At 66.5% G+C, this 13,030-nt stretch carries 11 protein-coding genes; 7 read left to right on the top strand and 4 right to left on the bottom strand.

Annotated features, from left to right (window positions below; all coding sequences use genetic code 11):
* The 3 genes from AC07XS_RS15185 to AC07XS_RS15175 form a co-directional block, all read right to left on the bottom strand.
* The coding region (locus tag AC07XS_RS15185) for a biotin/lipoyl-containing protein (RefSeq protein ID WP_321208168.1) at nt 1-795 on the bottom strand (795 nt) is incomplete at its 3' end.
* Between the two features lies 1 nt (nt 796).
* On the bottom strand, nt 797-1,921 hold the full coding sequence (locus AC07XS_RS15180; protein ID WP_182715103.1) for an alpha-ketoacid dehydrogenase subunit beta: 1,125 nt from the start codon (nt 1,919-1,921) through the stop codon (nt 797-799).
* Nucleotides 1,922-1,923: 2 nt separating this feature from the next.
* Nucleotides 1,924-3,171 carry a 3-methyl-2-oxobutanoate dehydrogenase (2-methylpropanoyl-transferring) subunit alpha gene (locus AC07XS_RS15175; protein ID WP_182715104.1) on the bottom strand — a complete coding sequence of 416 codons (1,248 nt, stop codon included), beginning with the start codon at nt 3,169-3,171 and terminating at the stop codon, nt 1,924-1,926.
* A gap of 150 nt (nt 3,172-3,321) precedes the next feature.
* Here AC07XS_RS15175 and AC07XS_RS15170 point away from each other — a divergent pair, with 150 nt between their 5' ends.
* From AC07XS_RS15170 to AC07XS_RS15145, 6 genes are all read left to right on the top strand, one after another.
* Nucleotides 3,322-3,810 (top strand): Lrp/AsnC family transcriptional regulator, encoded by a 489-nt coding sequence (locus AC07XS_RS15170; protein ID WP_054764449.1) that lies wholly within the window; start codon nt 3,322-3,324, stop codon nt 3,808-3,810.
* A 39-nt stretch (nt 3,811-3,849) separates the two neighbouring features.
* Nucleotides 3,850-4,788, top strand: coding sequence for a pirin family protein (locus AC07XS_RS15165; protein WP_182715105.1), 939 nt, complete (start codon nt 3,850-3,852; stop codon nt 4,786-4,788).
* A gap of 103 nt (nt 4,789-4,891) precedes the next feature.
* Nucleotides 4,892-5,857, top strand: coding sequence for a WD40 repeat domain-containing protein (locus AC07XS_RS15160; protein ID WP_054764448.1), 966 nt, complete (start codon nt 4,892-4,894; stop codon nt 5,855-5,857).
* Nucleotides 5,857-6,567 carry a monofunctional biosynthetic peptidoglycan transglycosylase gene (gene mtgA, locus AC07XS_RS15155; protein ID WP_054764447.1) on the top strand — a complete coding sequence of 237 codons (711 nt, stop codon included), beginning with the start codon at nt 5,857-5,859 and terminating at the stop codon, nt 6,565-6,567. The genes AC07XS_RS15160 and mtgA overlap by 1 nt, the downstream gene beginning before the upstream one ends.
* A gap of 119 nt (nt 6,568-6,686) precedes the next feature.
* The gene (locus AC07XS_RS15150) at nt 6,687-8,591 is read left to right on the top strand and encodes a M2 family metallopeptidase (protein ID WP_054764446.1); all 1,905 of its coding nucleotides are present in this window, start codon (nt 6,687-6,689) and stop codon (nt 8,589-8,591) included.
* A 111-nt stretch (nt 8,592-8,702) separates the two neighbouring features.
* Entirely contained in the window at nt 8,703-10,643 is a 1,941-nt protein-coding gene (locus AC07XS_RS15145; RefSeq protein ID WP_054764445.1) for a pilus assembly protein TadG-related protein, read from the top strand.
* A gap of 12 nt (nt 10,644-10,655) precedes the next feature.
* Here the strand turns inward: AC07XS_RS15145 and AC07XS_RS15140 are convergent, their stop codons facing one another.
* Nucleotides 10,656-11,567 carry an isopenicillin N synthase family dioxygenase gene (locus tag AC07XS_RS15140; RefSeq protein WP_182715108.1) on the bottom strand — a complete coding sequence of 304 codons (912 nt, stop codon included), beginning with the start codon at nt 11,565-11,567 and terminating at the stop codon, nt 10,656-10,658.
* 229 nt (nt 11,568-11,796) lie between these two features.
* Here AC07XS_RS15140 and AC07XS_RS15135 point away from each other — a divergent pair, with 229 nt between their 5' ends.
* Nucleotides 11,797-12,471, top strand: coding sequence for a YiaD family glycine zipper/OmpA-like lipoprotein (locus AC07XS_RS15135; protein ID WP_152949280.1), 675 nt, complete (start codon nt 11,797-11,799; stop codon nt 12,469-12,471).
* Nucleotides 12,472-13,030 lie beyond the last annotated feature (559 nt).

Genomic DNA, 13,030 nt, shown 5'->3' with positions numbered 1-13,030 from the left:
CCCCTCCCCCGCTGCGCGGGTGCTCCCCCCAGGGGGGGGAGATTTTGGTGGGGCTGCCGGCGTCGATCCTCCCCCCTTGGGGGAAGCAGCGCCGGAGGCGACGGAGGGGGCCTGAACGGGGCTCTTGGCGACATTGCCGGCCCCGGCCACATCGAAGGCCACCAGCGGCCCGCCGACCGGCACGGCCTTGCCCTCCTCGCCGTACAGGGCGACGACCGTTCCGGCGACCGGCGAGGTGATCTCGACCGTGGCCTTGTCGGTCATGACGTCGGCCAGGATCTGGTCTTCCTCGACCGCATCCCCGACCTTGACGTGCCAGCCGACCAGTTCGGCCTCGGCCGTGCCTTCGCCGACGTCGGGCAGCTTGAAGACATAGTTGCCGGTGGAGGCCTGGGGGGCGTCAGGAGCCCCTCCACCCCGCTTCGCGCGGTCCCCCTCCCCACTGGCGTGGGGAGGAGACGATGCCGCTACTGTCTCCTCCCCGCGCGAAGCGGGGGGAGGTGGCTCGGAGCGCAGCGGAGAGACGGAGGGGCTCTCTTCCGCATTCCCCGCCCCCTCGACCTCGAACTCGACCAACGGCCCGCGCACCGGCACCATGGCGCCGGGCTCGCCGTGCAGGGCGATGACCTTGCCGGACACAGGCGCGGTGATCTCTACGGTGGCCTTGTCGGTCATCACGTCGGCGACGATCTGGTCCTCGGCGACCGTATCGCCGACCTTGACGTGCCAGCCGACCAGTTCGGCCTCGGCGGTGCCTTCGCCCACGTCGGGCAGTTTGAAGACGAAACGACCCATCTTAACGTCCTCCGGCCATGACGCTCTTCGCGGCGTCTGAAACCCGTTGCGGTCCGGGGAAATATTCCCATTCGAAAGCATGGGGATAGGGGGTGTCCCAGCCGGTGACGCGCGCGATCGGCGCCTCCAGGTGATAGAAGCAACGCTCCTGCACCAGGGCCGACAGTTCGCCGCCGAAGCCCGAGGTCTTGGGCGCCTCGTGCACGATGACGCATCGGCCGGTCTTTTTCACGCTGGCCTCGATGGCCTCGATGTCCAGCGGCACGAGCGAGCGCAGGTCGATCACCTCGGCGTCCACGCCGGCGTGTTCGGCTCCCGCCAGCGCCACCCAGACCATTGTGCCATAGGCCAGGATGGTGACGTCGTTTCCTTCGCGCATCACGCGCGCCTTGCCGATCGGCTCGACATATTTGCCCGTCGGAACCTGCGCCAATTCTTGCGCCTTCCACGGCGAGACCGGCTTCTCGTGCCAGCCGTCGAACGGGCCGTTGTACAGACGTTTCGGCTCGAAGAAGACGACCGGGTCGTCATCCTCGACGGCGGCGATCAACAGGCCCTTGGCGTCATAGGGGTTGGACGGAATGACGACCTTCAGCCCCGCGATATGGGTGAACAGGCTTTCCGGCGACTGGCTGTGGGTCTGACCGCCGAAGATGCCGCCGCCGTAGGGGCTGCGAATCGTAATCGGGCTGGTGAACTGACCGCCCGAGCGATAGCGCATCTTGGCCGCTTCGGAGACGATCTGGTCATAGGCCGGATAGATGTAGTCGGCGAACTGGATCTCGACGACCGGGCGCAGGCCATAGGCGCCCATGCCGATGGCGGCGGCGACGATGCCGCATTCGCTGATCGGGGCGTCGAAGCTGCGGGTCAGGCCGTGCTTCTGCTGCAGCTTGTCGGTGACGCGGAAGACCCCGCCGAAATAGCCGGCGTCCTCGCCGAACGACAGGACGTTCGGATCCTCGGCCATCTTGACGTCCAGGGCCGAGTTCAGGGCCTGGATCATGTTCATCGGAATGACGCCGGCGCCGGTCGCTTCCGAAGCGGGAGCGGCGTTCTGATCGACCATGTCCGGTTCGACTCCGTCAGTACGATCCGCTTCGATAAAGGTGGTTTGCTCGCTCATGATCAGACCCCCACCTCGCGACGCTGTTCGACCAGGCGCCAGTCCTCGGTCGCATAGACCTCCTCGAACATGGTCTTCACGCTGGGACGCGACTGGCCCAGGGTGCCGATGGCCTCGGACTCCTTGCCGGCGGCGCGAACCTGTTCGACCGCCTCCTTGAGCGCCGCCGTGTGGCGCTCATCATCCCATTCGCCGATCAGCGTCAGATGCTGGCGCAGCCGCTCGATCGGATCGCCCAGCGGCCATTTCTCGTGCTCGTCGCCGGGGCGATAGCGGCTGGGGTCGTCCGAGGTCGAATGCGGGGCGCCGCGATAGGTGAACAGCTCGATCACCGTCGCCCCTTGGTTCGAGCGGGCGCGCTCCTCGGCCCACTGGGTCGCGGCCCACACCGCAAGAAAGTCGTTGCCGTCCACCCGCAGGGCCGGCAGGCCGTAGCCGATGGCCTTGGAGGCGAAGGTGGTCTCCAGCCCGCCGGCGATGCCCTGGAAGGAGCTGATGGCCCACTGGTTGTTGACGATGTTCAGGATGACCGGGGCGCGATAGACGGATGCGAAGGTCAGGGCGTTGTGGAAGTCGCCCTCGGCCGTGGCGCCGTCGCCGATCCAGCTGATGGCGATCTTGTCGTCGCCCTTGTAGGCGCTGGCCATGGCCCAGCCGACCGCCTGGGGGACCTGGGTGCCCAGATTGCCGCTGATGGTGAAGAAGCCGTAGTCCTTGGCCGAATACATGATCGGCAGCTGGCGGCCTTTGATCGGGTCTTCGGCGTTGGAATAGATCTGGTTCATCATCGCCGTCAGCGGATAGCCGCGCGCGATCAGCAGCCCCTGCTGGCGATAGGTGGGGAAGCCCATGTCCTCGCGGCTCAGGATCATGCCTTGGGCGACTGCGATGGCCTCCTCGCCGGTGCACTTCATATAGAAGCTGGTCTTGCCCTGACGGTGGGCGCGGTGCATCCGGTCGTCGAAGGCGCGGGTCAGGATCATGGCCTTCAGGCCGCGACGAAGTGTCTCGGGGTCCAGGCGCGGATTCCACGGCCCGACGGCGTTTCCATCCTCGTCCAGCACCCGGATCAGTCGAAAGGCGTGATCGCGCATCTCATAGGGCGCCGTCGAAACCTCCGGCCGATCCACGGCTCCGGCGGGGTCCATCGTCAGATGGCTAAAATCCGGCGCGTCGCCCGGCCGACCCGAGGGTTCAGGCACGCGCAAAGAAAGGGGGCGACTGTTCTTTTGGCTCATTTTGTCGTTCATGCGGGCGTCCGGTTCCGTTCGGAGGATGCGTCCGTGTTTCCTCTGGACGTGTGATAACACGGCCCCTAAGCAGGCGCTCGCTCAAATTGACCTTGCAAAATCCCTATTTAGGGTATTTTATTTCGCCATAACCACAATCGGAGAAACGCATTGGCGGACGAACTCGATCCCATCGACGCCCGGATCCTGGATATCCTGCAACAAGACGCCGGACTGTCGGTCGCCGAAGTGGCGGATCGGGTCGGCTTGTCGGCCTCGCCCTGCTGGCGGCGCATCAAACGGCTGGAAGATTCCGGCCTGATCACCAAGCGCGTCACCCTGCTGAACGCCAAGCTGCTGGGCCTGGATTTCGAGGTCTACGCCATCGTCAAACTGATGCTGCCCTCGGCCGAGAACCTCGACATCTTCGAGGCGGCGGTCGCCAAATGGCCGGAAGTGGTCCAGTGCGCCACCATCACGGGCCGCGAGGACTATGTGCTGCGAATCATCACCTCCGACATGCACGCCTTCGACAAGTTCCTGCGCGAAAAGCTGCTGGCCCTGGGCATCGTCTCAGACTGCGAGAGCCATATCGTCACCCGCGGCGTGAAGAACGTGACCGCCCTGCCTCTTGGCATAGTGACCCCTCACGTCGGATAAGACCGTTCGGCGGCGTCTTCCGCCGAGGGGATGCCGAACATGATCGAACTGGTGATCGACGCGCGCCGTAAGGACCTGGGCGGGTTCGAGGTCGGCCGCGTCCTGCCCTTCCATTCGCGCCGGATGGTCGGGCCCTTCATCTTCCTGGATCAGATGGGCCCGGCCGAGTTTGCGCCGGGCGCCGCCGCCATTGATGTGCGGCCGCACCCCCACATCGGCCTGTCGACCCTCACCTATCTGTTCGAGGGCGAGATCCTGCACCACGACAATCTCGGCTATAACCAGCCCATCCGCCCCGGCGAGGTGAACTGGATGACGGCCGGCAAGGGCATCGTCCATTCCGAGCGCACCGATCCACTGAAGAAGAGCCGCGGCGGGCCGATGCACGGCATGCAGGCCTGGGTCGCCCTGCCCGACGAGGCCGAGGAAATCGACCCCTCCTTTCATCATCTGGGCGAGGACGCCCAGCCTTCCTATGAGAACGGCGGCCTGTTCGCGCGTCTGGTGGCCGGAGAAGCCTATGGCGCCAAGGCGAGCGCGCCGGTGTCCTCGCCCCTCTTCTATGTGCACTGGGAGCTTCAGCCCGGCGTCCGCACCGCTCCGCCTCCGGGCAAGGGCGGCGGCGGCATGAGCGAGCGCGCTCTGTTCGTGGCCAAGGGGGCGATCGAAGTGGGCGACCGCACCTTCCATGAAGGCCAGATGATCGTGCTGGAGCCGACGGCCGAGCCGACGGTCAAGGCCCTAGTGCAATCGACCGTCATGGTCCTTGGCGGCGAGCCGGTGGGCGAACGGCTGATCTGGTGGAACTTCGTCGCCTCCAGCCAGGCCCGCATCGACCAGGCCAAGGCCGACTGGAAGGCCGGTCGGATGAAACTCCCGAGCGAGGACGATCTGGAGTTCATCCCCCTTCCGGAGGAGCCGGTCCAAGCCCAGGCCGCCCCGGCCCCGGTCGAACCCAAGCCGACAGATCCGGTCTGAGGGCGCACCCGCATTCTCTCTCCCCGTTCCGGGGGGGGGGAGAAACGGATGACTTGTTCTCCCCCATTTGCCCCCGCCCCTGCAACCGGCTAACGCCTCGCGCATGAACTTCGCATTCGACGCCCAGGTCACCGCCGCCCTGTTCGACAACACCGGCGCCGTCTTCGCCCTCGGCGACGGCTCGGTCCGGTTCGCCGACGGCGCGACGGTCCAGGCGCATGACGGCGCCGTCCTGTGCGCCGCGGTTCATCCGTCCGGCGAAGGGGTGGTGACCGGCGGCGACGACGGTCGGCTGGTCTGGAGCCGCCCCGGCGTCGAGCCTGCGGTCTTGGCCGAGGCGAAGAACCAGTGGATCGACGCCGTGGACGCCTCGCCAGCGTCGGGCCTGATCGCCTTTTCCTGGGGGCGCACCCTGTCGGTGATCGATCCGTCCGAACCGGGTTTCCGGCGCGACTTCCAGCATGAACGCACCGTCTCCGGCGTGGCCTTCGAACCCAAGGGACGGCGCATCGCCGCCTCGACCTACGGCGGCGCGGCCCTCTGGTACGCCCGGATCGAGAAGCAGCAGCCGACCAGGCTGAGCTGGGCCGGGTCGCACACCGGCGTGGCCTTCTCGCCCGACGGCGCCTTCGTCGTCACCACCATGCAGGATAATCAGCTTCACGGCTGGCGGCTGAAGGACGCCAAGAATCTGCGGATGGGCGGCTATCCATCCAAGGTCCGCTCCCTGGCCTTCCTGGCGAACGGCCAGCTGCTGGCCACCTCGGGCGCCCAGGGCGCCGTGCTTTGGCCCTTCATCGGCTCCAACGGCCCGATGGGCCGCGAGGCGACCGAGATCGGCTATGACGAGGCCAGCCTGATCAATCTGGTCTCGGCCCGCGTGAACCACGGCCTGCTGGCCGCCGGCCTGACCGACGGCCGGGTCTGGGTCGCCCATCCGGCCGCCCAGGGCCTGAACTTCGTCAAGGCCAACAAGGGCCCGGTCATCGTCGCCCTCTGCCTCAGCCCGGCGGCTGATGCGGTCGCCTGGGCCGACGAGGACGGGGCCGCCGGGGTGGCGATCCTCTGATGGCGAGGTGGCCTCGTCCATCCTGGCTCCGGGCGGTCGTCATCGCCGCCGCCATCCTGACCACCGTGCCGGTCGGCGGCGTCCTCTGGGTCGCCCTCTTCCCGCCCCTGCCCACCATCCTGATGCTGCGCCAAGCCGTGCGCGGCGAGGGGCTGGACTACCAGTGGCGCGGGCTGAAGCAGATTTCGCCCCATCTGGTCGACGCCGCCATCGCCGCCGAGGACGCCCGCTTCTGCAGCCACCACGGCTTCGACATGGAGGCCATCCAGAAGGCCCTGGACCACAACGCCGAGGGCGGGCGCATCCGGGGCGGCTCCACCATCAGCCAGCAGACGGCCAAGAACGTCTTCCTGTGGCCCGGCCGCGACTGGGTCCGCAAAGGCTTTGAGGCCGGATACACCGTCCTGATCGAGACCGTCTGGTCCAAGCGGCGGATCATGGAGGTCTATCTGAACGTCGTCGAATGGGCGCCGGGCGTCTACGGCGCCCAGGCGGCGGCCCAGCACTGGTTCGGCAAGGACGCCGCCGACCTGAGCCGGCGCGAGGCGGCGCGCCTCGCCGCCATCCTGCCGGCGCCGCGCCGCTATCAGGCCGCAGCCCCCGGCCCCTACGTCCGTCGCCGCGCCGCCCGCATCCAGGCCGCCATGGGAACGGTGCGCAATGACGGCCTGGACAGCTGCGTCCGGCTCAAGCAGGCCGAAGGCCGGTAGCCCGGAGACGGCTCAAGTAGGCCGAAGGCCGGTAGCCCAGAATGATCCCCGCTGAACCGCCCCGCTTGACGCGGCGCCGCCCCTGACCTCTCCTGCGCCCGCTGTTCAGGAGATCCATCATGAAGCGTCAGATGACGACCGCCGCTGCGGTCTGCGCCCTCGCCTTCGCCGCCGGCTGCGCCGCCGCCCCGACCCCGGACAAGGCTCTGCCGCTTCAGGCCGAAGCCGGCGCCCAGACCTTCACTCCCGCCCCGGTCACCGCCACCGGCCTGAGGGCCGACTACCCCACGACCGCCGAAGGCGCGACCCAGTTCGTCGCCGACGCCGAGGCCAAGATGCTGACCTTCGGCGAATACGCCGCCCGGGTGCAGTGGGCCCGGGCCACCAACATCACCTTCGACACCATGTGGCTGGAATCCAAGGTCAACGCCGAGGCGACCGAGCTCCAGGTCCAGTTCGCCAACCAGGCGGCCAAGTTCAACGACGTCGCAGTCGATCCGGTGGTCCGCCGCAAGCTGAACCTGCTGCGGCTCGGCATCGTCCTGCCCGCCCCGAACCGCCCCGGCGCCGCCGAGGAGCTGTCGCAGATCACCACCCGTCTGGATTCGACCTATTCGACCGGCAAGTTCGACTTCAAGGGACGGCAGATCACCCTGGACGAGGCCTCGCTGATCCTGGCCGACAGCCGCGACCCGAACGAAACCAAGGCCCTCTACGAGGGCTGGCGCACCATCTCGCCGGTGATGAAGAACGACTACGCCCGCATGGTCGAGATCGCCAACGAGGGGGCGCGCGAACTGGGCTTTTCCGACACCGGCGCCCTGTGGCGGTCGGGCTACGACATGCCCGCCGACGACTTCGCCGAGGAGACCGATCGGCTCTGGGCCCAGGTCAAGCCCTTCTACGAGAACCTTCACTGCTATGTCCGCGCCCGGCTGAACGCCAAATACGGCGACGCCGTTCAACCCGACCACGGCCCGATCCGCGCCGATCTGCTGGGCAATATGTGGTCGCAGCAATGGGGCAATATCTATGATGTCGTGGCCCCGACCAGCGGCGGCGCCTCCAGCTACGACCTGACCGAATTGCTCAAATCCGCCGACTACGACCCGGTGAAAATGGTCAGGACGGGCGAAGGCTTCTACGTTTCGCTGGGCCTCGATCCTCTGCCCCAGACCTTCTGGGAACGCAGCCAGATCGTGCGCCCCCGCGACCGTGAGGTCGTCTGCCACGCCTCAGCCTGGGATCTCGACAACGCCGACGACATCCGCATCAAGATGTGCACCAACGTCAACGGCGACGACTTCTACACCGTCCACCACGAGCTGGGTCACAACTACTACCAGCGCGCCTACAAGAACCAGCCGATGCTGTTCCGCAACGGCGCGAATGACGGCTTCCACGAGGCCATCGGCGACTTCGTCGGCCTGTCGGCCCTGACCCCCACCTATCTGAACCAGATCGGCCTTTTGAAGACGACGCCGGGGGCGGAAGAGGACATTCCCTTCCTGCTGAAGATGGCGCTGGACAAGATCGCCTTCCTGCCCTTCGGCCTGATGGTCGACCGCTGGCGCTGGGGCGTTTTCTCGGGCGAGACCACGCCGGACCAGTACAACGCCGCCTGGACCGCCGACATGCTGAAATACCAGGGCCTGGTTCCGCCGGGCCCGCGACCGGCCAATGCTTTCGACCCGGGCGCCAAATACCATGTGCCGGGCAACACCCCTTACACCCGCTACTTCCTGGCCCACATCTACCAGTTCCAGTTCCAGCGCGCGGCCTGCAAACAGGCCGGCTGGACCGGCCCCCTGCACCGCTGCTCGGTTTACGGGAACAAGGACGTCGGCGCCCGTTTCAACGCCATGCTGGAAATGGGCCAGTCCAAGCCCTGGCCCGAGGCGCTCGAGGCTTTCACCGGCGAGACGCGGAACGACGCCTCGGCGGTCGCCGACTATTTCGCCCCTTTGAATCAATGGCTGACGGTCCAAAACCGCGGCCATGACTGCGGCTGGTCGCAGGCCTGAAGACGGTCCTTAGGCCGGGTCTGTTAACCGCGATCCGTCAGCCTTCCTTTAACCGCATGAGGCCATTGTGGCCTCATGCGGGCGGCTCGCGCCTGTAAGGAAGCGACGACATTGGCGCCACAACCGATCCACAAGGTCCTCAGCGGCCTTCGGGCCCTGGCCTTCCGGCTGGGCGGCGACCGGCGCGGCAATGTGGCGATCATCTTCGCTCTCAGCCTGCCCGTCATCGTCATGCTGGCCCTGGGCGGCGTCGACATTCACCGCATAACCACGGCCAAGGCCCAGTTTCAGGACGCCCTGGACGCCGCCGCCCTGGCCGCCGCGCGGTCTCCCTATACGACGCCGGAAGAGCTGAAGAGCATCACCCTGGTCAATCTTCGCGCCAATCTGAAGGGGATTGAGCTCGAGCCGGTTCAGGACGGCGACGTTCAGGTCGCCATGAACGACAAGAGCGTCGTCATCGCCACCGCTCAGGGGCGGGTAAAGACCCTGGTCGCCAACATCGTGCTTCCGCCCTACGGCCAACTGCTGGACGACACCCTGCCCGTCTCGGTGCGATCCGAGGTCAACCGCTCCTCGCGCGATGTGGAGGTGGCCCTGGTCCTGGACATCACCGGCTCGATGAACGACTGCGCCGCCAGTTGCTCAAGCGGCCGCAAGATCGACAATCTGAAGTCGGCGGCCAAGGAGCTGATCGACATCGTCGTCCAAGACAACCAGTCGCCCTTCTATTCCAAGGTGGCCCTGGCTCCATATTCCATGGGCGTCAATGTAGGCGACACCTATGCTGATAGGGCGCGCGGAGCGCTCGCCTCCAGCACCCAATCCATCACCGCGGCGACCTGGCTGACGGGCTCGGTCAAGACGATCACCAGCATCACCCGCGCCTACACCCCGGTGGTCACCGCTTCGAAGCACGGGTTCAAAAACGGCGACATCGTGACGATCTGGAGCGCGGAGACGATGGGGGGCCTGAACGGCATAGCTCTTACAGTTGGCAACGCCACGACAAACACCTTCAGCCTCGTCGATAGGGACACCCGCTACTATTCCGCCTTCTCAGGCCGGGCCTATGTCGCCAAATGCGCCCGGGCGGACTGCAACATCGTCATTACAATGGCCCGCCACGGCCTCTCGCCCGATGGGGACGCCGCTGTCCTGAGCGGCATGGGCGGCCTCAGCCAGTTGAATGACATCGGTTTCCGCGTCGCCGGCGTCAGCGCGACCACGGCGACCTTGGCGCTCGACGCCTCTCAAGCCCAATTGGCGAACGCCCCCATGGGCGGAGCCGCCTATACGTCGGGCGGCCAGCTGGTCTGCGGCGTGGACGGCTGTTCGAACCGAGATTTCGTCAATGCGGCAGGAACCTGGACGCGCTTTCCCGGAACGACCTGCGTGTCGGAAAGAGCCGGGGCGCAGGCCTATACGGATGCGGCCCCGTCCACCTCGTCCTGGGTTGGACGAAGCTACGCCGGAACCGGCAACGCCTGCCCGGCCTCCCGAATCGTCCCCCTGACCAACGTCAAGAAGACCCTGACCGACGCCATCAACGGAATGTCGGCGGTCGGATCGACGGCGGGCCATATCGGTTTGGCTTGGGGCTGGTATCTGGTTTCGCCGACCTTCGGCCTATGGTCAGGCGCAGGCGCGCCCGCCGCCTATGACTCGACCAAGACCTTGAAGGCCGTCGTGCTGATGACCGACGGGGAGTTCAACACCCCCTATTTCCGGGGCGTGATCGCCGGAGACGCAGGGGTCGGCAGCGGCGGGGCGGACACCCATATCAACCAGCCCGCCACCAACGGCTCTTCCTTCGACCAAGCCTATCGGCTCTGTCAAAACATGAAGGCCGCCGGCGTCATCGTCTATACGGTCGGCTTCGATATCGGCGCAGCCCAGAATATGACCGGTCCGATCGATTCCGCCGGCGAGCTGATGGCGCGGTGCGCCACCAACCCCGACCGGGCTTTCCAGGCGTCCAGCTCCACCGACCTTTCCGACGCCTTCCGAGACATCGGACGGGACATCACCCGGCTGCGCATCTCCCGCTAGGGACGACTCGCCTCAGAGCAGGCGGATTTCGCGCAGACGTTCGGTCAGATAGTCCTCTGCCAGAATGGTCTTGCCGGCATAGCGATCGGGATTGTCCGGCGTGATCGTGCTCGGCAGCGTCTCAATCGGGAAGTCCGGGTTGAAATGCAGGAAGAAGGGCGTCGAATAGCGGGCGAAGCCCCGACGTTCGGGCGCGGGATTGACCACCCGGTGCGTCGTCGACGGCAGGACGTGGTTGGTTAACCGTTGCAGCATGTCGCCGATATTGACCACCAGGGCGCCCGCCGGCGGCGCAATGTCCAGCCAGCTGCCGTCCTTCTCCTTCAGCTGCAGCCCAGCCTCTTCGGCGCCCAGCAGCAGGGTGATGACGTTGATGTCCTCGTGGGCGCCGGCCCGCACGCCCGGCGCATCGGCGGGCACCGGCGGATAGTGCAACATGCGAAGGACGCTGTTGCCCATCTCGACCTTGTCGTCAAAATAGTCGTCGCTCAGCTTGAGGTACCGCGCGATGGCCCGGAGAATGCGCCGCCCCAGCGCGTCGAGATCCTCATACATGCCGTAAAGATGGTCGCGGAAACCGGGCACCTCCTCGGGCCAAAGGTTGTCTCGCATGAAGCGGCGGTACGGATGGTCCTGCGGCAGTTCGCGACCAACGTGCCAGAATTCCTTCAGATCCACGGCGGTCGCCCCCTTGGCCGCCTCGACACCGAACGGGGTCAGACCCCGCGCCCCGCCGGTTCCCGGCTGGTGGTACTGGCGTTTGGTGGCTTCCGGCAGGGCGAAGAAGGTCTTGGCGGCGTCGATCGCGGCGGCAATACGCACCTCGTCCAGACCATGGTCGGCCACAACCCCAAAGCCGAACCGGGTGAAGGAGGCGCCCAGCTCATCGCTGAACGCCTGAAAATCCTTGTCATACAAGGTCATGGAGACAGGGGTGATGGTTGAGGCGGCGGTTGGGGCCGAGATCGCGCTCACGGGCGTCGTCCTTGTTCAGACAATGTGCGGCGGTTCCTTACCCCCATTCCGCGCCCCTGTCAGGTTCAAGCCGTCGGTCCCGCAAGAACCGCTCGCCCGTTCACCTAAGGTACAGCTTGGAACCTAGACAGTAGGGGGGCGTTTCTCGCGCCAGACTGCCAATCGGAAGGACCAATCCATGCGCGCCAAGATTTTCGTCGCCGGTGTCTCCATCGCCGCCCTACTGGGCGCGGCGGCCTGCACCACCACCGACCCCTATCGCTCAACCCCCGTCCGCAACAACACCGGAACCGGCGCCATCGCGGGCGCCCTGGGCGGAGCCCTGCTCGGCTATCTGACCAATACATCCAACGGCGAACAGGGTCGTAAGAACGCCCTGATCGGCGCGGGCGTCGGCGCGCTGGGCGGCGCTGCGGTCGGTCAGTATATGGACCGCCAGCAACGCGCCATGGAGGCTCAGCTCTCCGGCACCGGCGTCGGCGTGGCGCGCCAGGGCGACAATCTGGTGCTCCGCATGCCGTCCGACGTCACCTTCGCCACCAACCAGTATTCGATCGACCCGCGCTTCCTGCCCGTGCTCGATGACGTCGCCCGGGTGCTGCAGGAATATGATCGCTCCACCATCGACGTGATCGGTCATACGGATTCCTCGGGTGGCGATGCGATCAACCAGCCCCTGTCGGAGCGCCGCGCCAGCAGCGTGGCGGCGGAACTCGTGCGTCGCGGCGTCCTGGCCGAGCGCCTTTATGTCGCCGGCGCCAGCTCTCGGAACCCCGTGGCGTCCAATGCGACTCCCGAAGGCAAGGCCCAGAACCGCCGCGTCGAGATTCTGATCCGGCCTTTTACCGGCTGAGGCTTTCAGAACAATCCGCAATCCGGAAGGCGGCGTCTCGCGACGCCGCCTTTTGTCCGCCCGACACCGTTCCGTGACTTGCATCCCCGCGCGCGTCGTGATCCTCCCAGAAGGACGTCGGGGGAGGAACCATGACGCCGGATGACCGGGACCTGGCCAAGAGTCTGACACTCGCAGCAGTCGCTGTGATCTGCGCCGTCCTGAGCGCCACCCTCGTGATCACGGCCGGCGAGGCCCTTCTCGCCCCCTCTCTGCCTACATCCGCCGCGCAAGCTCCGGCTCTGACCAATACAGCCGGCTGAGACGCCGCGCCGCCCCTCCGTCCTCTTCCGCCGCCACATGCTGGAAGACACGGCACGGGGGGCGACCTGTCGCAGACACCCCCTCCGCAAACAGAAACGCCGCCCCCTTTCGGAGACGGCGTTCAGCTCTTCAGCTTCGAGATCGGCGGGATCGACCCGGTGAAACCGGGTCGATCCTTCGCCTGTCTTAGAAGTTGATGTCGATGGTGGCGCGACGGTTGAGCGGTTCGCGCACGCCGTCGGCGGTGGGCTTGGCC

The organism is Brevundimonas sp. GW456-12-10-14-LB3 (genome assembly GCF_059424365.1).
Note: the sequence above shows the minus strand (reverse complement) of the source record. Positions and strands in the feature narration are given on the sequence as shown.

What these genes read in the sequence shown, in the direction of transcription:
- AC07XS_RS15180 (WP_182715103.1), bottom strand. Translation starts at nt 1,921, where the DNA reads ATGAGCGAGCAAACCACCTTTATCGAAGCGGATCGTACTGACGGAGTC.
- AC07XS_RS15175 (WP_182715104.1), bottom strand. Translation starts at nt 3,171, where the DNA reads ATGAACGACAAAATGAGCCAAAAGAACAGTCGCCCCCTTTCTTTGCGC.
- AC07XS_RS15165 (WP_182715105.1), top strand. Translation starts at nt 3,850, where the DNA reads ATGATCGAACTGGTGATCGACGCGCGCCGTAAGGACCTGGGCGGGTTC.
- AC07XS_RS15160 (WP_054764448.1), top strand. Translation starts at nt 4,892, where the DNA reads ATGAACTTCGCATTCGACGCCCAGGTCACCGCCGCCCTGTTCGACAAC.
- mtgA (WP_054764447.1), top strand. Translation starts at nt 5,857, where the DNA reads ATGGCGAGGTGGCCTCGTCCATCCTGGCTCCGGGCGGTCGTCATCGCC.
- AC07XS_RS15150 (WP_054764446.1), top strand. Translation starts at nt 6,687, where the DNA reads ATGAAGCGTCAGATGACGACCGCCGCTGCGGTCTGCGCCCTCGCCTTC.
- AC07XS_RS15140 (WP_182715108.1), bottom strand. Translation starts at nt 11,567, where the DNA reads ATGACCTTGTATGACAAGGATTTTCAGGCGTTCAGCGATGAGCTGGGC.
- AC07XS_RS15135 (WP_152949280.1), top strand. Translation starts at nt 11,797, where the DNA reads ATGCGCGCCAAGATTTTCGTCGCCGGTGTCTCCATCGCCGCCCTACTG.